This window comes from Flammeovirga sp. EKP202, from assembly GCF_014534745.1.
In the GTDB taxonomy this organism is placed as follows: domain Bacteria; phylum Bacteroidota; class Bacteroidia; order Cytophagales; family Flammeovirgaceae; genus Flammeovirga.
Genome location: NZ_JACVVP010000001.1, coordinates 51,159 through 72,374, shown reverse-complemented (window position 1 = coordinate 72,374; position 21,216 = coordinate 51,159). Strand labels below are relative to the sequence as shown.

The 21,216-nt window shown below is 34.8% G+C and carries 16 protein-coding genes; 1 reads left to right on the top strand and 15 read right to left on the bottom strand.

Annotated elements, in window-relative coordinates:
* Positions 1 to 8 precede the first annotated feature (8 nt).
* From IC221_RS00310 to IC221_RS00245, 14 genes are all read right to left on the bottom strand, one after another.
* Positions 9 to 683, bottom strand: coding sequence for a T9SS type A sorting domain-containing protein (locus IC221_RS00310; RefSeq protein WP_188167064.1), 675 nt, complete (start codon positions 681 to 683; stop codon positions 9 to 11).
* 47 nt (positions 684 to 730) lie between these two features.
* Positions 731 to 1,489 carry a hypothetical protein gene (locus IC221_RS00305; protein WP_188167063.1) on the bottom strand — a complete coding sequence of 253 codons (759 nt, stop codon included), beginning with the start codon at positions 1,487 to 1,489 and terminating at the stop codon, positions 731 to 733.
* 175 nt (positions 1,490 to 1,664) lie between these two features.
* Positions 1,665 to 4,064 (bottom strand): arylsulfatase, encoded by a 2,400-nt coding sequence (locus IC221_RS00300; protein WP_223241245.1) that lies wholly within the window; start codon positions 4,062 to 4,064, stop codon positions 1,665 to 1,667.
* A gap of 31 nt (positions 4,065 to 4,095) precedes the next feature.
* A complete protein-coding gene (locus IC221_RS00295) occupies positions 4,096 to 4,854 on the bottom strand; it encodes a hypothetical protein (protein ID WP_188167062.1) in 759 nt (252 codons plus the stop codon).
* 216 nt (positions 4,855 to 5,070) lie between these two features.
* On the bottom strand, positions 5,071 to 5,442 hold the full coding sequence (locus tag IC221_RS00290) for a hypothetical protein (protein WP_188167061.1): 372 nt from the start codon (positions 5,440 to 5,442) through the stop codon (positions 5,071 to 5,073).
* Between the two features lie 42 nt (positions 5,443 to 5,484).
* Positions 5,485 to 6,144: a response regulator transcription factor gene (locus IC221_RS00285; RefSeq protein ID WP_188167060.1), complete on the bottom strand. Its 660-nt coding sequence runs from the start codon at positions 6,142 to 6,144 to the stop codon at positions 5,485 to 5,487.
* 15 nt (positions 6,145 to 6,159) lie between these two features.
* The gene (locus IC221_RS00280) at positions 6,160 to 8,808 is read right to left on the bottom strand and encodes a tetratricopeptide repeat protein (RefSeq protein ID WP_188167059.1); all 2,649 of its coding nucleotides are present in this window, start codon (positions 8,806 to 8,808) and stop codon (positions 6,160 to 6,162) included.
* Position 8,809: 1 nt separating this feature from the next.
* The gene (locus IC221_RS00275; protein WP_188167058.1) at positions 8,810 to 12,271 is read right to left on the bottom strand and encodes a two-component regulator propeller domain-containing protein; all 3,462 of its coding nucleotides are present in this window, start codon (positions 12,269 to 12,271) and stop codon (positions 8,810 to 8,812) included.
* Positions 12,272 to 12,400: 129 nt separating this feature from the next.
* Positions 12,401 to 12,994, bottom strand: a complete 594-nt coding sequence (locus IC221_RS00270; RefSeq protein WP_188167057.1) for an HdeD family acid-resistance protein — start codon at positions 12,992 to 12,994, stop codon at positions 12,401 to 12,403.
* A gap of 62 nt (positions 12,995 to 13,056) precedes the next feature.
* Positions 13,057 to 13,518: a hypothetical protein gene (locus tag IC221_RS00265; RefSeq protein ID WP_188167056.1), complete on the bottom strand. Its 462-nt coding sequence runs from the start codon at positions 13,516 to 13,518 to the stop codon at positions 13,057 to 13,059.
* Between the two features lie 410 nt (positions 13,519 to 13,928).
* Positions 13,929 to 15,386: a M48 family metalloprotease gene (locus IC221_RS00260; RefSeq protein WP_188167055.1), complete on the bottom strand. Its 1,458-nt coding sequence runs from the start codon at positions 15,384 to 15,386 to the stop codon at positions 13,929 to 13,931.
* A 274-nt stretch (positions 15,387 to 15,660) separates the two neighbouring features.
* Positions 15,661 to 17,136, bottom strand: coding sequence for an arylsulfatase (locus IC221_RS00255; RefSeq protein WP_223241244.1), 1,476 nt, complete (start codon positions 17,134 to 17,136; stop codon positions 15,661 to 15,663).
* Positions 17,137 to 17,291: 155 nt separating this feature from the next.
* Positions 17,292 to 18,377, bottom strand: coding sequence for an ATP-binding protein (locus IC221_RS00250; RefSeq protein WP_188167054.1), 1,086 nt, complete (start codon positions 18,375 to 18,377; stop codon positions 17,292 to 17,294).
* Positions 18,378 to 18,509: 132 nt separating this feature from the next.
* Positions 18,510 to 19,592, bottom strand: a complete 1,083-nt coding sequence (locus IC221_RS00245; protein ID WP_188167053.1) for an ATP-binding protein — start codon at positions 19,590 to 19,592, stop codon at positions 18,510 to 18,512.
* Between the two features lie 208 nt (positions 19,593 to 19,800).
* Here IC221_RS00245 and IC221_RS00240 point away from each other — a divergent pair, with 208 nt between their 5' ends.
* Positions 19,801 to 20,541, top strand: coding sequence for a shikimate dehydrogenase (locus tag IC221_RS00240; protein WP_188167052.1), 741 nt, complete (start codon positions 19,801 to 19,803; stop codon positions 20,539 to 20,541).
* Between the two features lie 73 nt (positions 20,542 to 20,614).
* On the opposite strand, the gene IC221_RS00235 is transcribed toward IC221_RS00240, so the two are convergent.
* Positions 20,615 to 20,941 carry a nucleotide pyrophosphohydrolase gene (locus IC221_RS00235; RefSeq protein ID WP_062619048.1) on the bottom strand — a complete coding sequence of 109 codons (327 nt, stop codon included), beginning with the start codon at positions 20,939 to 20,941 and terminating at the stop codon, positions 20,615 to 20,617.
* Positions 20,942 to 21,216: the final 275 nt, after the last annotated feature.

Below are 21,216 nucleotides of genomic sequence, written 5' to 3'. Positions count from 1 at the left end.
TTGATAACTTATCGAATAAATAACCTTTCTCTTGTTACTTCTCGACCTGATTTTATTAAAATATAATATATGCCAGCACTATGGTGTCGAGAAATCTCCATCGGTTTTAAATAAGAATTAGAACTTACACTTTCAATATACTCGTCCCATACCTTTTCTCCTCTGTTATTAAAAATTTGAATACTCAAATCATTTCCCTTATTCAAACCAGAAAGTTGAATTTGTGTCTCTTTTCCTTTCGTTACATTATTAGGCATTACTTGAGCACATAATTCTATTTTTGCATGAGTGAAAGTAATTTGAATAGGGCCAAATATTTCATTTGCTCCATCAAGATCTACTTGTTTTAGTCTATAGAAAGCATCTGACAAAGGAGTATTATCTTCAAACTTGTATGCAATCACTGATTGAGAGTTTCCTCTAGCATTTACTCTACCTATCGTTTCCCAATATTTTTTATCAGATGAACGTTGAATAGCAAAGTAAGCGGCATTGTTTTCTGAAGCAGTTTCCCATTGCATTATCACCTTGTCTTCTTTTAAATAGGCTTCAAAATAAGTCAATTCAACAGGAATATCTTCCGGAGTACCTGTATCAATTTCGTCATCACCTCCAGAATTGGTTTGACTAAATGATAAATGAGAAATTAATAATAATGATAGAAAGAAATATATGGTTTTCATGATAAATGAGCGATTTAGGGAAGAAGGTTATTACAGGGAAAAGGCTATTAGAATTGCATATTTAATGCGGAGTACAACTGAAAAATAGGTTGGTTATCACCGTAGTGTAATACGGAATATTGAGGCTCGATAAAGAAGTTGCATACTGTGTTTCCGACCTTTACTATTTTACCAATACCAAAGCCTACAGGAACGTTGTATTCTCCTTTTTCTAAATTGAAATTCCAAGTTGGAGCCGTTCTGAAGTAGAGTCCATTGTTAACTTGCCAAAAGGCGAAAGGCTGGATCGCCATGAAATTCACATCGTTTCTATTCGCGTCACCTCCTACATCAGTACGCCAAATTGCTAAACCGCCTACTTGGAATTGAGGTGATACGCTGGCATATGCAACTGCCGCTGCACCAGCTGTCCACTTACCTGTACCTAACGACGAGTGAGTAGCTGTCGGAGCTGACACCGATGGTCCTATACCAACTGATAGTGTTGGTTTTGAAACGGCTAAATAAGCACCGAATAAGTCAAAATCTCCAAGTCCAGATAGGCTTATTCCTAACTCAGGATTTGAGTAAGTGTTGATTGGTAATGAAGCTCTCCATAATACTCTACCTGTAGGTGTAGCAAATCGCATCCAATACGAAGATTGTGTTGCTTCACTATTTCCCGAAAGATTTGGTGAATAATATTGTTGGAGATTGAAAGCCGTCAAATTGGCTAAGGGATTATTTGCTTGTGCTTTTTCTTCAGCCGTCTGTGCAAATGAGAATGATGATACCAGTAGTAATACTACTATAAATAGATTTTTCATGTTGAGAGATTAAATGTTTTTTGATATTTCAAATCTCTCGAAAAGTTGACCTCATTCCGATAGACATTTACCCATTTTCTCTTAGTAGGTAAATTGCTTATTCTAATAAATTCGCATGAAAAAGGGTATCTCTTTTTCTGAGATACCCCCTAAACCTTTCTTAAAATTATTACAATTATTTTCTTTCTGGGATCGTGACTGTTACAGCATTAATCACTCCTGTAAAGTCAGAATCCTTTGTATTTTTGAATTCTTTGTAAGCTACCTGAGTAGCATCATCTCTACCTACATCTACTGTTTCATCTAGTGAGAATAATAGTGGTGTTGTATCTTCAATTCTTCCTTGACCTACTTGCTCACCATTGATATACAATCTTACAAGTCCGCCTTTACCATTTCCACCACCATCGTAGTCGAATTGCATTTTCACCTCTGCACTTCCTGCAGGAATTGATTTTTTAGAAGTGATTGTCGTAGACTCTAAACCTAACCAGTTGTAAGTATAAGTAGGTTTACCATCGTTCATATAAAGTGACCATCCACCGAACTGACCACCTTGACAGATAATTACACCTCTGTCGTTTCCTTTCAAATCAAGGTTGGCAGTGATTGTTTTTGATGTGTTTTTCACATTCAAGAAAGTATTTTCGGTAATACCTGTCATTCCATCTGCTAATGTGATTGAAGTACGGTCTCCCATTAAGTCAGGACGACCAGCAATCGCAGCATTGAAACGCTCATACTTTCTATCATCTAATGGATAAACGTTGTTCTCCATCGCTTCTTTGTCGAATAACTTCTTAAGCTCTTCTAATTTTTCTGGATATTGATCCGCTAAATTGTTTGCTAATGCAAAGTCTTCGTCCGTATTGTAAAGCTCCCAAACATCATTTTGTAATGTCGCTACCGGTGCTACTTCCCACGGCACTGAGTGAATCACACGTGCTAACCAACCTTGGTGATAGATGGCTCTGTTACCAAACATCTCAAAATATTGTGTATCATGTTTTTCTTGTGCTCCAGCATCTCTTGCTGCATAAAGGAAACTCTGACCGTCCATAGGTTTTTGTTCCACACCATTGATGATTTTTGCTTCTGGTAAACCAGCCGCGTCTAAGATTGTAGGTGCTACATCATTTACGTGAGTAAATTGAGAACGAATTTCACCTTTTGCCTCGAAACCATTTGGCCAGTGCATTACCATACCATTACGAGTACCACCGAAGTCACCTGCTACTTGTTTTGTCCAAGTGAAAGGAACGTCTGTTGCCACAGCCCAAGCTGCTGTAAAGTGAGGGAAAGAGTTTGGACCACCCCATTCGTCTGCATATTCCAACATACTATCTACTGTTTCAGCAGTTCTGTTTGCATTTAGTGAAACCATTTCGTTGAATGTACCAATTAAACCACCTTCTGCACTTGAACCATTATCACCCATGATATAAACGATAAGTGTGTTGTCTAATTCACCGATTTCGTCTATTGCATTGATCATACGTCCAATCTCATAGTCAGTGTGCTCCATAAATCCAGCATATGTTTCCATTTGTACAGCGAATAACTTCTTCTCTTCGTCACTCAGTTTGTCCCAGTCTGTAAGACCTTCTGGCTTAGGTGCGATCTTAGTATTTTGAGGAATTACACCTAATGCTTTTTGACGTTCGAAAGTTTCTTGTCTTAAAACATCATAACCTTCGTCAAATTGACCTTTATACTTTTCAATCCACTCTTTTGGAGCGTGGTGAGGAGCATGAACTGCACCTGGTGCATAGTAAACCATAAATGGCTTGTCAGGAGTCATGGCTTTTTGGAATTTCACCCACTTGATCGCCTGATTTGTCATATCCTCAGTAAAGTGATACTCTTCACCTTCTGCTTCTACTTCAACTCTTACAGATCCATCATAGATTGTAGGGTTCCACATGTTCGTCTCACCACCAATAAATCCATAGAACTTATCAAATCCTGAGTTTGTAGGCCATCTGAAGAACGGTCCTGAAACTGATGTCTCCCAAGGAGCTGTTTCGTGCCATTTACCAAATGCAGCTGTATTATATCCGTTTTGACGAAGTGTTTCTGCCACATATTTTGCATCATCAGGTCTAAAACCGTTGTTACCATGGTTGGCTGTAGCAACTTCCATTACTGAACCAACATTTACGTTATGGTGATTTCTTCCAGATAATAACCCTGCTCTTGTTGGTGAACAAAGTGCAGTAGAGTGGAATCGATTAAACTTCAATCCATTGTCCGCTAATGTCTCAAAAGTTGGTGTTTCAATAGCACCACCAAATGGTTCTGATGCAGAGAACCCAATATCATCTATCAAGATGACCACCACATTGGGTGCTCCTTCAGGAGCTTTCACTTCAAATTTAGGAGGTGCTGTAACTTTTCTAGCATCCAATTCTGACACCGCAGGATATTTTGGAGGTTGAATCGGTAAAATTGTTCTATCTATTGTTTCATTAACTGTTGAAGGTTTTAAGCTTTGATCATTTTTCTTTTCCTGTCCTACACATAAAGTCATGGTAGTTAAAAGGAAAACGCCAGTAAATAAATTATGTAATTTCATTTTTATATTATTTAATTGATACTTAGTCAAATTAGAATTGCATGTTCAATGCTGAATACAACTGAAAAATAGGTTGGTTATCACCGTAGTGTAATACTGAGTATTGAGGCTCGATAAAGAAGTTACATACCGAGTTACCAACTTTTACAATTTTACCAATACCAAAACCTACCGGTACATTGTATTCTCCTTTCTCTAGATTGAAGTTCCATGTTGGAGCCGTTCTGAAGTACACTCCATTACTTACTTGCCAGAAGGCAAAAGGCTGGATCGCCATAAAATTGACATCGTCTCTGTTTGCATCTCCTCCTACGTCTGTTCTCCAAATTGCTAAACCGCCTACTTGGAATTGAGGTGATACGCTGGCATATGCAACTGCCGCTGCACCTGCTGTCCACTTACCTGTACCTAACGAAGAGTGAGTAGCTGTTGGAGCTGAAACCGATGGTCCTATTCCAACTGATAGTGTTGGTTTTGAAACGGCTAAATAAGCACCGAATAAGTCAAAATCTCCAAGTCCAGATCGGCTTATTCCTAACTCAGGATTTGAGTAAGTGTTGATTGGCAATGAAGCTCTCCATAATACTCTACCTGTAGGTGTAGCAAATCGCATCCAATACGAAGATTGTGTTGCTTCACTATTTCCCGAAAGATTTGGTGAATAATATTGTTGGAGATTGAAAGCCGTCAAATTGGCTAAGGGATTATTTGCTTGTGCTTTTTCTTCAGCCGTCTGTGCAAATGAGAATGATGATACCAGTAGTAATACTACTATAAATAGATTTTTCATGTTGAGAGATTAAATGTTTTTTGATATTTCAAATCTCTCGAAAAATGCTCCCTCATAGGATAGGGAATTACCAATTATTCCTTTTTAGGTAAAATGCTTATTAGGCTTCAAAAAATATACAACACAAAAAAAGACCTCATATTATGAGATCTTTAGTAGCTAAACAAACTACTGACAATAGTCTGCATGCAATGGAAAAATATCAAACTTACAGTATTATACCTCACCAAAAACATCATGGATAGAATCCGTGAAGTCTAAGATAGATACATAAGCGTGATATCCTTCCTCCATTAATTTATTGATCATATGATCCACTTGAAAGCAGTGCATTGCCACAATACAATCATTGGGAAACTTTTTCCTTACAATCCTCAACACTTCTGCGGAAGAAATACTCACATCCAGGAGATTTACAAAAATATATCCTTCAGATGTCAATTGACTATCTACGATTTCTTCTAAGTCCACTCTCTGGATGGGTGTCAAGGAATGAATTTGCTCTACAAGTTTATTATTTAGATTATTCTCTTTTCCTATTAATAAATTCATGTCCTCATGGTTTACACACAAATCTATTCTTTCCATTGGACTCGTCAATTAGAGAATTACCTATTTTGCAGAAAAATATTAGATATCATCGAATAATTCTCTGTCAATTGCGTACAATATCAACCCTGCCAAGTTTTTGCTTCCTGTTTTGTCCAACAAATTACGTTTGTGAGCATCTACAGTTCTTACACTAATGAAAAGTTCTTCAGCGATTTCTTTATTTGTTTTTTCTTTTAATATCAGATGAAGTACTTCTGTTTCTCTTTCAGATAAAGGTACTTCTAAAGCCACATTGGACTTTTGAGGTTTTACTTTTCTAATATTATTAATAATAGCGTTTGTCACCTCAGGAGAATAATACGTTCCTCCAGAATTGACCATTCGAATACCATTTATCAACTCTTGTTCGCTACAGTTTTTCAACAAATAGCCCATAGCTCCCTCTCCCAACATTTTTTTGATATGTTGACTTTCCCCCAACATCGTCAAGGCTATAATTTTTATAGATGGATATTTTTCCTTTACATTTTGAACTAATTCTAATCCATCCATAATAGGCATATTCACATCCGTCAATAATATGTCTACATCACTATTTTTCTCTAATTGATCCAAACACTCTTTACCATTTTCTGCTTCACCAGTAATTTCAAAATCACTTTCATCCAACAAGAAATTTTTTAACCCTTCACGGATCATCTTATGATCATCAACCAAAAACAGTTTAATCTTTCCCATTTTATAATCTATCTATTAAAAGTTTTTATTTATCTCTATTAATAATGTCGTACCTCTTCCCTCTCTACTTTCCACTTCCAAGAAGCCGTTAATTGCATCCAATCGGTTTTTCATACCTTTAAATCCCAAACCCGTTTCTTCTTTCAAAACCTTTACTGCATCAAATCCTACGCCATTATCCTCAATGGTGAGCATATAAATATCCTCATAATTTTTCAATTGAATATCAACTTTCGATGCCTTTGAATACTTAAATATATTATTGATTCCTTCTTGAAGAATACGATATAAAGTTAATTTGACCTGTTGGTTTTCAATTTGATGTTCCCCGAAGTTATGGAAGAACTCAAATTCAATTTTATCTGTACTTTTATCCAGTTCAAAGATTAAACTTTCAAAAGCTTTGATTATACCAAAATCTACAATGGCTTTTGGCATTAGATTATGAGCTACACTTCTACTTTCTGTGATGGACCTTTGAAGGTAATCATATCCTGTTTCAAATGTTTCCAATACTTCTGTTGGAAGTTCAGCAATACTCTTTCTTACCTTTTGAAAATTCAATGAGGAGACGGTCAAAGTCTGTTGTAAGCCGTCATGAATGTCTTTGGATATTCTATTTCGTTCTATATCTTCTGTGGTCATTACAGCATTCAGAATATCCTGTGCTTTTTGTTTGATCGAGGTAATATCAGTGAAAGTCCCTACCACCCGACTTGGATTTTGTTCCAAATCATAAGATACTACTTTACCTTTGATCTGTACCCATATATATTTTTCGTCTTTTCTTCTTAACCTCGCTTCATTTACAAAATTTTTCTCTTTTTTTTCAAGAATTAAATCCAAATAGGATCTCCCTTCCATTTTTTTAAGATCATCAGGGTGAATTCGGTTTTGAATTTCTTCACGTCGTTCTTCAAATTCATAAGGAACATAGCCCAACATAGTGTAAAGTGCAGGACTGAAAATCATTCGATTAGTTTCTACTTTCCAATCCCAAATTCCATCGTTAGACGCTTCCAATGCATACCTCAGCTGTTCTTCTCGATCTGCAATTTCCTTAGATCTCTCAATAACTTTTTCTTCCAAATTATCATTCAGTTCATTCAACTCAACCACCTGACCTTCAATGATTCTTTTTTGTTTTCTGGTCAATCGAACTCTATTGATAGCGAAAATAGTAAACAATGTCACTAATCCTAAAATGACAATTAAGGCTGTTCTTTGATTTCTGGATTGGGTTAATTTTACTTTATTAATTTGCTGTTTATTTGCATAATTCAAACTATCAGCTAGAGCCCTTTTCTCATTTTCATACTTATATTGTTGATGCAATACATCTTGCTGGTTTTCTAGATTAAGTACACTATCTCTTGTCTCAATATAGATTTCATAATTTTTCAAGGCTAGTTTACTTTGTCCTAAATCAGAATAGATCTGATATAACGCCTTTGCAAAATCTCTGGTCTGTTCTATTTCTAAACCTTCTGCTAGCAGCATTGCTTTATTTATATAATAGATTGCTTTATCATAGTCAGTCTTCTTTTTGAAATACATGCCGTAAGCATAGTAACAGTTAGCAATCCCTTTCTTATTGTCCAGTTTTGTATTTATTTCGAACGACTCGTTGATGATTTCTAGAACCCCTTCTAATTGATCAGTTCTTAATTTTATCATGGCTTCATTATAAAGAAGATTACTGACAGAAAGTTTACGGTCTAATTCCTGTGCAATCAACAATGCTTTGTCATAATATTCTAGTGCTTTGTCATATTCTTCTTTCTTGTCATAGAAGATCCCAAAACCTGACAGGCATCTTAACATCCCGGCTTTATCACCTATTCTCTTTCTTATATCATAACTTTTCTGAGTGTATTTTAAGTAGTTCTCATCGTCTTTAAATTGATCGTAGGTGTTGGCAATATTCATATAGGTGTAGGCTATTGAATAGTCACTCCCCTTCTTCTCGTTTATTTTTAATGCTTCAAATTGAAGTTCTACCGCACCTCTTACATCTCCTTTTCTTGATTTCAAAACCGCAAGGTTATTTAAAGGTGCACTCTTAAGGACTCCAGCTTCAGTATATAGATCATGACATTTGATTAGATTCTTCTCAGCATTTTCGTAGTCCTTCTGTATGAGATAGATAATCCCAATGTTGTTCATCACATCACCCATGCGTTCCTTATCGTTGAGCATTAAGAATATTGTATAACTCTTCTCATAATATTCTACAGCAGTATCATATTCACCTCTTGCATAATAAGTGGAACCAATACCATAAATTCCTCTAGCAACGGACAAACTATCTTCTGCCTCTCTTCCTAAAACTACTGCTTCATTAAATGTTTCTTCTGCTTCTATGTACTTTCCTTTTCTGTACAATGCCTTCCCCCTGACAACCAATGATGCAGATTGATACTCCACTAAATTCCTTTCTTTAGCAAATCGATAACCTATATCTGCTATGGTAAAAACACTATCTGTATCCTTCTTGATGATTTCTTTACCATGTTTGAATAAGGCTTCCAATCGGGCTGTGTCTTCGAGTCCAGTATCAGACCATCTATTCCACAAAGCATCTGCTTTTGACTGAGCAATAATTGTATTCGAAATCAATAGTATCAACATACTTGTCAAGATTTGTTTCATATTATCATTCATACTAAAAATTCTTATTGATTTCGATTAGTAATGTCGTTCCTCTTCCCTCTCTACTTTCTATTTCCAAAAAGCCACCTATCGCATCTAATCGGTTTTTCATTCCTTTAAAACCAATCCCTGAATTATCTTTCAACACTTTTGAAACATCAAATCCTATCCCATTATCTTCAATAGTGAGCATATAGATATCGTCATAATTTTTAAGTTGAATATCCACTTTAGTTGCCTTAGAGTACTTAAATATATTATTGATTCCTTCTTGTAAAATACGATACAAGGTGACTTCGACCTGACGGTTTTTAATTTGATGTCCATTAAAGTTATGAAAAAAATGAAAGGTTATCTCTTCACTACTTTTATCTACTTCAGTAATCAAGCTTTCAAATGCAGAGATAACCCCAAAATCAGAAATGGCTTTGGGCATTAAACTATGTGCCACGGATCTACTTTCGGTGATTGACTTCTGTAGGTAGTTCCATCCTGTTTCAAATTTCTCCAAAAGAGTAGGTGAAATGCCTTTTAGATTCTTTTTTACAGATTGAAAATTCAATGATGAGATCGTCAACGTTTGTTGTAAACCATCATGGATATCTTTCGAAATTCTACTTCGTTCATTGTCTTCTGTACGAATAATTGCCTCTAATATTTCTTGTGTCTTTCTCTTTTTCTCGGTGATATCAATATAAGTTCCTACTATTCGAAGCGGATCACCCTTATGGTCTCTTTCTACAATTTTACTTTTGACCAAAATCCATATCAGTTTTCCATTTTTATGATAAAACCTAAATTCCTGATCTTCTATTTCATCAATCAGTTTTTGTTTTCTTGGTTCTTCATACGTCTGAAGCCACAAAGTTCTATCATCTAGATGAATAAAGGGTAATATACCAGTATGAGGATCACAATCTTGCAGTGTATAACCCAACATTTCCGCAGAAGCATCACTAATTTTTAAAGTATCATAATACACATTGTAATCCCAGATACCATCTTTAGTGGCTTCCAAGGCATATTTCAAACGTTCTTCACTTTCGTAAAGGTTGTCATTAAGTTCTGTAATTTCTTCTGTTCTTTCCTTTACTATATTCTCTAGGTTTTCATTAAGATACTTTAGTTCTTGTGTACGTTCGTTGACCTTGGTTTGTAATCTTCTTCTTTGTGTTTTTAATACCCTCAATCTCCATTGAAAGAGCAAGTAGATAAACATTCCAAACAAAATGACATAGCACGCTTTTGCCAATGGAGTTTTAAACCAAAATTCCTTTTTGACAAAATTATAAGGATTAGAAAGGTAGGTATATGAGTTGTCTGAATTCAGGATTCTTGCGTTGAAGGTGTATTTTCCTGCAGGGATATCATTGTAATAGGCAACGCTTCTTGTTCCCATTTTAATCCAGTTTTTATCGTATCCTTCAATCTTATATTCAAAATCAAGAGTACCTCCCTGAGAGAAGTCCAATTTTGATAAATAGAATTCCAACTGTTCTAAATCAGCTTCAATTTCAGATGGAAAAGTATTCAACATTTCTCCATTGATCCCCAACTGTTGTAAGCTTAAGGTTGGCGGAGAATAATACACATCTCTAGGCCTAAAAAGATAAAGGTTATGTTTGGTCAATAAGTATAACTCAGATTGGTGATTGATGAATTGAGGAGTGTACCCTAATTCATGAAAGGCTCCTTTTAGCAAAACCCAACGAAACTTTTTACCTAAATTAATACGATGCCCATCTCGGTCTGAAACCGGAATGATCTCTTGTAAATAAGGCTGTCTTGAATGTACCACATAAAACCACTTCCCTTGAGATGGAGACATGGCTATCATCACGGCCTGATTGGCAGGCAAATTATTACGGGTATCATATTTTACGGCAGTACTATCGTTTTGTATGTGTACAATGCCACTTCCATAAGTTCCTACCCATAGCGTAGAATCTTCTTCCTGTGCCAAACTCACCACATATTTTTCCAAAGCGAAATCCAATTTACTTAACTCCAATGAATCTCCTTCAATAACATAAACACCAAAATTTGTACTTAACCAATCTTTACCCAATGTACGACTCAAAGTCTCAATTTCAGGAAAACTGTTTCGTACCTTTATCAATGTATCTTTCTTTGCGATGTAAAACCCAGTAGGATCATTAAAAATATAATCACCGTTGGAAAGTTGAAAGAAATCATATACTTCTCCTTTTTTAAAATGTTTCGTTACTTGATATGTTCCATCGATTTTTTGAAGTTCAAATGCTCCTTTGTTGGTGGATAAAAGAAGGTGATTATTGATAGAAATAGCCGTTTCATAAATTACGTTTCCGATATCCCCAATGACATTCAGTTTTTCAATTTGATTATTCTTAAAGGTAAATAGACCACTTTCTCTTGATCCAAAAATTATCTGATTGTCGATATCTATCGGTCTTTGAAAAGCTACATTTTGGGCTTCTTCAGATTTATTCATCTGGTGCAAAGCAGTATTTGAAAAGTAATTCAACCCTGCCATCGTCCCTACCCAAAGGTTTTTATCCTTATCCAAAAACACCGAACGAATAGTATTGTTAGTCAATCCATCTTCTTCAAAAATTGAAGAAACTTGATCATTGTGAACACGATAAAAGCCGACTCCTCCAGCCCATATTGTTTGATCATCTTGAACTAAGATCCTACGCACGGGAGATTTTGAGTTATTCTTTGCTACCCATTGCTTTACAAATCCTTTTCCGGGAGCATACAAACATAACTCTCCCCAAAGACCACCAACTACATAATCGTCTCCAAAATCTTTAATAGAGAAAGCCATCATACCAACAGGCTCGTCAAATAGTTTGTGTGTTTTATTAGTTTTTGGATCCCATTTATAGAAGATGGATTCTTCTTTTTTGAGGTAGGTATGCAGCGTATAAATTTGTCCATCATTAGCAGGAAATATCCTAAAAAGTCGAGGGTTAGGATAATTGTGTTCTTTCAAGATTCCATCGGCAATAGAATATATTTTTCCATACCTCACAAACCATATTACACCATTCTGATCTTTGAAAAAATTCATTATCATACTCAGCTTCTGATTGTCTTTATCATAAAGCTGAACAGCCTTGTTACCTTCCAAATAAAACACACCTCTTCGAGTAGCAAACCATAGTTTTCCACTCTTATCAAACTCTACATAAATAATGGATTCCGTTTCGATAATAGGGTCAGATTTAAGATTGATCACCTTGATTTGAGAACCATCAAACTTTAATAACCCCCGATCAGAACCAATCCATAGATATCCTTCCTCATCTTGATTTATTGCAAAAACTCTATCGATAGGAGTTTCTAATATTTTATTCCAAGTTTTTAATTCATACTCATCTATGGGAATAAGTGGATTCAGAGACTGAGCGGACACTATGCCTGAAAATCCTAGGAGGAGAGAGAGTAGTATTTTAGTTGTATTATATAAAAAATTTAGACAGTGCATAGTGTAATAACAAAGTAACCAAAATAAGAACTAAGCCTAAAAACTGATGTCTTTTGCCCTAGTTCTTACAATATTCAAGATAGTAAAAAAGGAAGATATAAGTAACAATACCTATATCTTCCACATATATTATACTAACTCCATCTTACTAATATCTTTTATTAAATTCTTTGCTCTCTTCAACTTTATAGAAAGAGAAACATGATAGACACCCAAAAGGATACATGTGATACCTGTAAGGGTAATGATTGTAAACCCTGCAAATACTGGGTTCCAGATTAATATCAATGAAAGGATCAAACCTACAACTCCCATAAACATCAAAGGGTCGTTTGCGATCACTCCAAATCTTCTTAAGTCTTGAGAGAATGAAATTGTTCCTATCGCTCTGATCAGGAAAGTAAAACCTACATACATCGGTAATGTAACCATTGATATTGCAGGGTTATTGATCAAGAAAATACCCAATATGGTATTCGTAAATCCTAACAATAATTGCCATCCCCAACCTTTAATGACCTTACGATTCAGTATTGAAAAGATGATGTCTGAGACACCCATAATTATAAATGTAACACTAAATAAAACAGACAAAGCGACATAACTTTCTACGGGATAAGTAAAAGTTAAAATCCCTGCTGCGATAAATAATATGCCTGAAATAAGGGGAAGGTACCAATGTTTAATAGATTGTTGAAATGAGCTTGATTTTGTAGCATTCATGATTTTGAGAGAATAATTATTTGTGCCTACTGTTTAGGAGTTCAGCTGTTCCTTTTTATTTTTTATCTGATAATGGCAGATACTTTGTTGTTCATTTTTGAGAGAAATTCCTCACCTAATCGGAATGAACTAGTCAAGTACTCTTGTGTATCAATATTGATTTTTTCGATTTGAATTAGATCTTCCACAATCATCTCCTCTACTTCAGTTTGAAGAAGATGAATATCTAATAAGTTTTCTTGAAGTTTTAATTCTTTTTGACGTTCCGAAAGGGTATTATCTTTTTGAACTTCAGCAATTTTCTGATATCTCATTTTATTAAAAACATGACGCATAATCACTTTTAATGAAACTTCCTCTACGCCTTTTATGATATCAAAAAACTCATTGTTCTTCGTTGTTATTTTATTAAAACTCTCAGAAAAATGAATTTCATTTTCGAGTAAGATATCATCTATTTTATTGGGTAGGTCTGCTGTATTGAATGGGAAAATAGAATGTGATTTTTGTATTGAAGTATTCATGATTTTTATGATTTAAGAGAGTTATTACTACAATACAAAGGTGGAGAAATAGGGGCTTTTCTATATTGCAGGGTTACCTAATCGCAGATTTTAGGTAAATTACCTAAATGCATTTCTCAAAAAAGGGGATAAAATACCCCCTTCTTTTTATAAGGAGAATACTAGCCTCCCTATCTTTCTATAATTATTACTACTGTCTCTGTTTGATGATGTGCCTTGTTGATCTTAGTGATAAAAGTGACCACTGTTAAAAGCACAATGAATATTATGATTTTCATGATCTAATTGAGAGCGTCTTTTGATATACCAGAGCTACGTCCTCCTATATTTTTCTCTGATACATCACAAAGTTCTTTTTTTTTGAATTTTATACTTTATCGTCAATTACCTAAAAGAAAAAATTAGGTAGGTTACTTAGAGATCGCCACCTCATGATCAACCTCTACTTCAGTATAGTAAGGAGATTCATTTACGATTTTCACCCATTGCCCTTCTTGAAGCCTTTCATTGACTCCTAGATCATTCAAAATACCAATTAGCTTTATATTTGCCTTATTGTCCTTTCTTTTACAAAGCTGTTGGAGTGTTTCTCCTTTTTTAGCTTGCACAGCAATTATTTTATGCGTGTGAATCTGTCTATAATCCTTTTTCTCTAATGGCAATAACGTTTCGACCACATACTCAAAGGAAGAGTCGTCCGGTTTATAGGTAAAGCTTGTTATTTTGTAGACATAATTGTTGACTAATACCCAACCAATATTTGCATACTTCTTCTCTTTATTTAATTCACCTTCAAAAGTCATCAGGTAACCATTCGTTTCTCCATTCGCAAAATACCCTTTAGTAATCATTGCATTTTTTTCATCTTCGGAGAGTTCTTCCATAAATGAAAGTGCAGCTTCCATAATATCCTTTTCCTTTTCTAGTGTCACTATTATTCCTTCCTTACCATTAGGATTATAACCACCTACAAAATCAGGTTGATTGACAAGATTCCAATGTGCTGGAAAAGTGACTTTAAAATCAAAAATTGGGTGCAAGAATGTTTGCTGATCAAACACCCCTTTATACACACTTTCCCCAAAAAGTAATCCGTCAATTTTAGTAGAATAATTCTTTGTGAAAGAAGAGGAAGGTTCCTTTTCCATAAATGTAGATTGAAGGTCAATGGCATTGATTCTATCTGGAGTATAAGGGTGGTCATTAAAGTAACTTTTTTGTTCTGCTTCTCCTGTCACCAATTCAATAGAAACTGACATACGATGAAGGATATCTTTTAATGCCGCTGGATTATAACCTGACTTTGCCGCTAGTTCCATTCCTTCCAGATCTGCTTCCGTTTCATTTTTTCTTCCATGAGAAGCCATGTACAACGCATTGGTAGATTTGATAGGAGCATTAAAAATAGATTCTAAATCTTTACTTAAAATCCCTAGTAAGTTACCCGGTACTTCAAGCAATCGAGGAATGATCCCTTTTTTGAACTGAGAAACAGTATGTCGGTGATGAGAGTGAATAATTTCATGGGAAAGAATACAAGCCAATTCATCTTCAGTTTGAATAATGGGTAAAAGCCCTGTAGTGATAAAGATATATCCACCTGGCAAAGCAAAAGCATTCGGCTCTATATTTTCAACAACAAAAAATTGATAGCCGAATTTCCTGTCGTCAATATTTCCTACTAAATTCTGACCTACACAATCAATATAAGTAGATAGCTCCTGATCTTGGTAAACACCCATGTCTTTAATCACTTTTTGTGCATATTCATAACCAATGGATTTGTCTACTTCAATACTTTGGGCAACGCTGATATTTTGGAAATACAGTATTAGAATAATGGATAGAAAGCTAGATATTGTTTTCATGATGATTTGTGATTTTTGAAAGATAATTTTTAGGATCAATGGTGTTTGATCACATTACAAATCAACTGAATTTCAAGGGTGAATCTTTGAGAAGAAAACCTAGCTGCTGAGATTAGGCAAATTACCTAAGTAGCGATTAAAAAGCTTTTCATAATGATATTTTTAAGAGAAAATTGGAGCTCTACAATGAAGAAAAGTAAACTTATTTTTAGCAAAAAAAGGAATGCCAATACTGACACTCCCTTTCAATATATTATGAATAATCTATATAAGTCTATTCAACCCAAGATGCGGCCGCTTGTCTTGGTGGGAATTCATTAAATGTTCCCATATATTCTTTTACTCTTTCAACTGTTGGAGACATCAAGAACATATGCTCAATAAAGAAGTCCATGTATCCAGCTTCATCAATTGCTCTTTCGAAAGGATCTCTTCTCAAGTTGATGATCAAAGGAGCTCTCAACTTAGTGAAAGGCTTGATCCATACATCCAATCCTTCGTGCTCTTGAATAGAGAACATAAATTTCCAATCTCCAATTCTCACTGCGGATAAATCACCTCCGTCAGTGAAGTAGAAGAAATCTTCTCTTGGTCCTTTCGCTTCTTTACCTAAGAAATAAGGCATGAAGTTGTAACCGTCCAAGTGTACTTTATAAGTCATGTCACCTGCTTTGTGACCTTTTAATAATTTTTCTTTGATTTGATCATCCCCTGCTGCTGCCACTAAAGTAGGCATCCAGTCTTCTAATGAAATGATTTCGTTAGATACTTGAGGAGCGATCGTACCAGGCCAGCTCACCATCATTGGTGCTCTGAAACCACCTTCCCAAGTTGTGTTTTTCTCACCACGGAAAGGAATCATACCACCGTCAGGCCATGATAGTACCTCAGCTCCGTTGTCTGTAGTATATACTACGATTGTATTTTCTGTAATTCCTAATTCATCTAATTTATTCAATAATTGACCAACGTGTCCGTCATGTTCCACCATACCATCTGCATAGATGCCTTGACCTGTTTTACCGTCAGCTTCTTCTGTAAGGTGTGTCACTACGTGCATTCTCGTAGAGTTGAACCATACAAAGAAAGGTTCTTTTTCATCATGTGCTCTATCAATAAAATCTAATGAAGCTGCTAAGAATTCTCTATCTACAGTTTCCATTCTTTTCTTTGTCAATGGACCTGTATCAGAAATACGACCATCAGCATAAGAGTGGATAACACCTCTTGGACCAAATCTTTCTTTGAAAGCTGGATCTTTTGGATAATCTGGATGTTCTGGTTCCTCTTCCGCATTTAAGTGGTAAAGGTTACCGAAGAATTCATCAAAACCGTGATTTGTTGGAAGGAATTCGTCTTTATCTCCTAAGTGGTTTTTACCGAACTGACCCGTTGCATAACCCATATTTTTTAGGATTTCTGCGATTGTTGGATCCTCTTTTTGGATTCCTAAATCATCGCCTGGTAAACCGACTTTAGAAAGACCTGTTCTTTTTGCACTCTGACCTGTTACGAATACCGAACGACCGGCAGTACAACTATTTTGTGCATAACTATCTGTAAATCGAATACCTGTATTGGCTATTCTATCTATATTTGGAGTTCTATAACCCATAATGCCGTCATTGTAAGCACTGATGTTATACATTCCGATATCGTCACCAAAAATTACTAAGATGTTCGGCTTCTTTTGTGCCATTAACTGAGTGGAGAACAGTAGTACAATGACAAATAATGATAATTGTTTCATGCGTTTTCTAAATTTTGAGAGAACTTTTTTATTTGTTTTATGATCATTGATCACATTACAAAGATGCATGAATGTTCTTCCCTATAGATGAGTAGAAAACCTATTCAAAAAGTTTAGGTAAATTACCTAAAACGAAAAATGATATTGTGGGTTGTTTATTTAGGAATGGTAAAATAAAAAGTACTGCCTTTGCCTAGTTCAGATTCTACCCACAACTCTCCTTTATGGCTATTGACAATTTTCATACAGTTTGCTAATCCAATACCTACTCCTTCATATTCACTATCTAAATGAAGACGTTGGAACATTCTAAAAATTTTTTGTTGGTTCTCCTCAGCAATACCAATTCCGTTATCTTTTACAGAAAAAACACTGTGATCGTTTTCCTCTTTTACAGCTACTTCTACTTCTGGAACACTGTCTTTGAGTTGATATTTGATTGCGTTAGTGATTAAATTCTGGAAGAGCATTCGTATCTCAGATCGAGTTCCAGTAACTGTTGGAAGTGTATTCACCCTTAGGTCTACCTGCTTATCATCCAATAGTTTTTTTAAGTCGCTTCTTATTTCATCTAGTATAATATTACAATCTATGATTACAGTTTCTTTTTCACTTCCTAATCTAGAATACTCCAAAATGTTATGAACCATTCCTTTGACGCGAAGTGTAGAAGTACCGATGTAATCCAAAATCTGTTTTCCTTGATCGTCTAACAAGTCTTTATAACCTAAAAGAAGCATTTCAACAAAACTAGCAATTGTACCTAAAGGTTCTTGTAGATCATGAGAAGTGATATAAGCAAACTCTTCTAGCGATTGATTCTTTTCTTCTAGAATCGCATTTTTCTTTCGAAGCTCATCTTCTGCTTCTTTTAATGAAGATACATCCTCATACAAGATCATTAATTCTTCATTGGTAAGAGGAAATGCTTTAATACGATAGGATCTCTTCACATAATTGACTTTCTCATCTCCAAATTCAATTTCTCCAACATCAACGGCTTTTTGAGTTTCAATACATTGAAGGTAAAGTTCGGGTAAACCCAATTCGTATATTCCTGGAAACGCATCTATAAGCCTTTGCCCAATAAACTCCTGAATATCTACTCTTGAAGCTTTTTGGTTGGCTTTGTTTGCATAAACAAATTCAAAGTCCCTTGTTTCCTTATCTAGTAGTTTGAATACCACTAATGGTATAGGCAACTTTTCTAAAATATTTAATGCATTAAGCGTGTTTCTCATAGCAAGCGGTTTTATTGATGATTTTAGCTATTCTACTGTTTGAAAACAAATAAAAAGCTGTTATTATCCCACTGATACTGAAACAGTAAAATACTTTTCACTTAAAATGCAAAATGTTATTCGATTAGAATTTTAATAAGGAATTGTAAAATAAAAAGTACTTCCTTGACGTAACACTGACTCTACCCATATTTTTCCATTATGGTTTTGAACTATTTTTAAGCAATTCGCCAACCCAATTCCCACACCCTGATATTCTTGTTGAAGATGTAATCGGTGAAACATCTTAAAAATTTTCTGTCGGTCATTTTCTGCTATTCCAATTCCATTATCAGTGACACTAAAAATCCAATAACCTTGTTGATTATCTTCCACATTAATGCTCACTTCAGGTATATTACCTCTCTCTTGATACTTTATTGCATTACTAATTAAATTTTGAAACAGCATCCTCATCTCTGAAGCTGAACCATTCACCGAAGGAAGATTGCTTATATGTAATTTTACTTCTTTTGAATCTAATAGCGTCTTAAAGTCTTCCTGAATTTCTTGAACTAAAAGATTACAGTCAATATTCATTTTCTCTTTTTGATTACCAAGTCTCGAATATTCAAGAATACTGATAATCATATTTTTCAGCCTTGTGGTAGAACTACCGATATGACCTAAAATTTGCCGACAATTATCATTCATTCTTTCATCGTAAGTTTTCAAAAGAATTTCCACAAAACTTGATATAGTATTTAATGGTTCTTGAAGATCATGAGATGTGATGTATGCAAACTCTTCTAATGATTTGTTCTTCTCTTTCAGGACTCGATTCTGATGTAAAAGTTTTTGTTCCGCTTCTTTTAAGGCCGAAATATCTTTATAAGTAATCATTACGGTGTCTTCTGAAATAGGAGTTGCTTTACCAGTGTATGCACTCCTGTTCACATTTTCATCACCGTAAACCACCTCACCTACTTCAAGCGTTTTCTGAGTGATAACGCTTTCAAAGTACTTGTCCGCTAAACCTACTTCATATAATCCTGGAAAATTGGTACGTAGGTCAACACCTATAAATTTTTTCAAATCCACACCGCATGCAATAATATTGGCTTCATTGGCATAAATTAATTTAAAATCCTGCTTCTCAAAGTCAGTGACTTTCAATACAAAAATTGGGGTGTCTAACTTATCTAAAAGTTTGTAGGTATCTAATGCATCATACATGATATAATTCAACTGGTTATACACTACATAACAAAATATTTGAATAATAGTTCAATTTCATTACATGAGTGATAACTAGAATGCTTATGCTATTTTACGTTACAATCTTCTGAAATTAGAAAGATATTCTTACAATCTATAAAGAGAACATAGAAGAGTAAAAAATAAAAACTTGTTCGTAAATTGTAGGCCAAATTAATATAAGACTATGAAAAAATTTGGTTTAATAGGATACCCTTTGGGTCATTCTTTTTCAAAAAAATACTTTACAGAAAAATTCCAGAAGGAAGGAATTGAAGGGTGCGAATACGAACTTTACGAGCTTGAAAAAATTGACATTTTCTCTGATTTAGTTTCCAATACTGAGTTAACTGGCCTGAATGTAACTATTCCTTACAAACAGGATGTTATTCCTTACTTAGATCGATTGGACCCTGCCACTGCAGGTAAAATTGGGGCAGTCAATGTCATTAAATTTGAGGAAGACGGCACAAAAACAGGTTACAACTCAGATTATTATGGATTTAAAACATCACTTTTAGAGTTTTTACCTCATACAAAATTCAAGGCTTTGATTTTAGGTACAGGCGGTGCTTCAAAAGCCATCAAAGTGACTCTAGAAGACTTAGATATCCCTTATCAGTATGTGTCTAGAAATAGGACTGAGGAAAGTATTTCTTATGCTGATATTACAGAAGAGATTTACGCAACTCACACTTTAGTGATCAATACTACTCCTCTTGGAATGCATCCTAATGAAGGGATTGCTCCTAAGTTGCCTTATGAATTGACGACTGAAAATCACTATTTCTTTGATGTGGTTTATAACCCTGAAGTTACTGAATTCATGAAATTAGGGGCTGAAAATGGTGCAAAAACCTTAAATGGATTAGATATGCTGATTGGACAAGCGGAAGCCTCTTGGAAAATTTGGAATGGGAATTTCTAATCAATAAAAAATTAAAAAAGGTCAATTGATTTCATATTTATCAATTGACCTTTTCTTTTTTAAAACTGAATGTTTATTTCAACTTTTCATTGTTTTTGTGTCTGTCAGCATCTCTGATTGATTTCTTTTCAAGATTCTTCTTTAATGCCTCTGTCAGATCAATACCCGTTTGATTCGCTAAACAAACCAACACAAATAATACATCTGCCATCTCATCACCAAGATCTACCTCTTCATCAGATTTTTTGAAAGATTGCTCTCCATATTTTCTAGACATAATTCTAGCTACCTCTCCCACTTCTTCCATTAATATTGCAGTATTTGTCAGTTCATTGAAATAACGAACGCCTGTAGTATTGATCCATTCATCAACTACTTTTTGTACTTCTTCTAGTGTCATGATGTTTGATTTTTTTGAAAAGGGTAAAATAAAGGAAATAAAAATTAACAATGAAGAATTAAGAATGAGAAGTATCTAAAGAAAAGGAATTTTCTTCTTAAAGTTTATACCAAATGAGCGATAAAATATCGTATAAAATATTACTTATAATTCATTAGCAATTTGATTTTTACTTGCAGGTCTCCTTCTAGTGGCATTGAATGGAAAAGCGTTAAGAATTTCATGGATTGAGCCGTTAAAAATGATTTTCTTGTTTGAGTGCAGCGAGTTTAAAA

Bases quoted from the DNA above. Each gene is read 5' to 3' on its own strand.
- IC221_RS00310 (WP_188167064.1), bottom strand. From the start codon at position 683: ATGAAAACCATATATTTCTTTCTATCATTATTATTAATTTCTCATTTA.
- IC221_RS00305 (WP_188167063.1), bottom strand. From the start codon at position 1,489: ATGAAAAATCTATTTATAGTAGTATTACTACTGGTATCATCATTCTCA.
- IC221_RS00300 (WP_223241245.1), bottom strand. From the start codon at position 4,064: ATGAAATTACATAATTTATTTACTGGCGTTTTCCTTTTAACTACCATG.
- IC221_RS00295 (WP_188167062.1), bottom strand. From the start codon at position 4,854: ATGAAAAATCTATTTATAGTAGTATTACTACTGGTATCATCATTCTCA.
- IC221_RS00290 (WP_188167061.1), bottom strand. From the start codon at position 5,442: ATGGAAAGAATAGATTTGTGTGTAAACCATGAGGACATGAATTTATTA.
- IC221_RS00285 (WP_188167060.1), bottom strand. From the start codon at position 6,144: ATGGGAAAGATTAAACTGTTTTTGGTTGATGATCATAAGATGATCCGT.
- IC221_RS00280 (WP_188167059.1), bottom strand. From the start codon at position 8,808: ATGAATGATAATATGAAACAAATCTTGACAAGTATGTTGATACTATTG.
- IC221_RS00275 (WP_188167058.1), bottom strand. From the start codon at position 12,271: ATGCACTGTCTAAATTTTTTATATAATACAACTAAAATACTACTCTCT.
- IC221_RS00270 (WP_188167057.1), bottom strand. From the start codon at position 12,994: ATGAATGCTACAAAATCAAGCTCATTTCAACAATCTATTAAACATTGG.
- IC221_RS00265 (WP_188167056.1), bottom strand. From the start codon at position 13,518: ATGAATACTTCAATACAAAAATCACATTCTATTTTCCCATTCAATACA.
- IC221_RS00260 (WP_188167055.1), bottom strand. From the start codon at position 15,386: ATGAAAACAATATCTAGCTTTCTATCCATTATTCTAATACTGTATTTC.
- IC221_RS00255 (WP_223241244.1), bottom strand. From the start codon at position 17,136: ATGAAACAATTATCATTATTTGTCATTGTACTACTGTTCTCCACTCAG.
- IC221_RS00250 (WP_188167054.1), bottom strand. From the start codon at position 18,377: ATGAGAAACACGCTTAATGCATTAAATATTTTAGAAAAGTTGCCTATA.
- IC221_RS00245 (WP_188167053.1), bottom strand. From the start codon at position 19,592: ATGTATGATGCATTAGATACCTACAAACTTTTAGATAAGTTAGACACC.
- IC221_RS00240 (WP_188167052.1), top strand. From the start codon at position 19,801: ATGAAAAAATTTGGTTTAATAGGATACCCTTTGGGTCATTCTTTTTCA.
- IC221_RS00235 (WP_062619048.1), bottom strand. From the start codon at position 20,941: ATGACACTAGAAGAAGTACAAAAAGTAGTTGATGAATGGATCAATACT.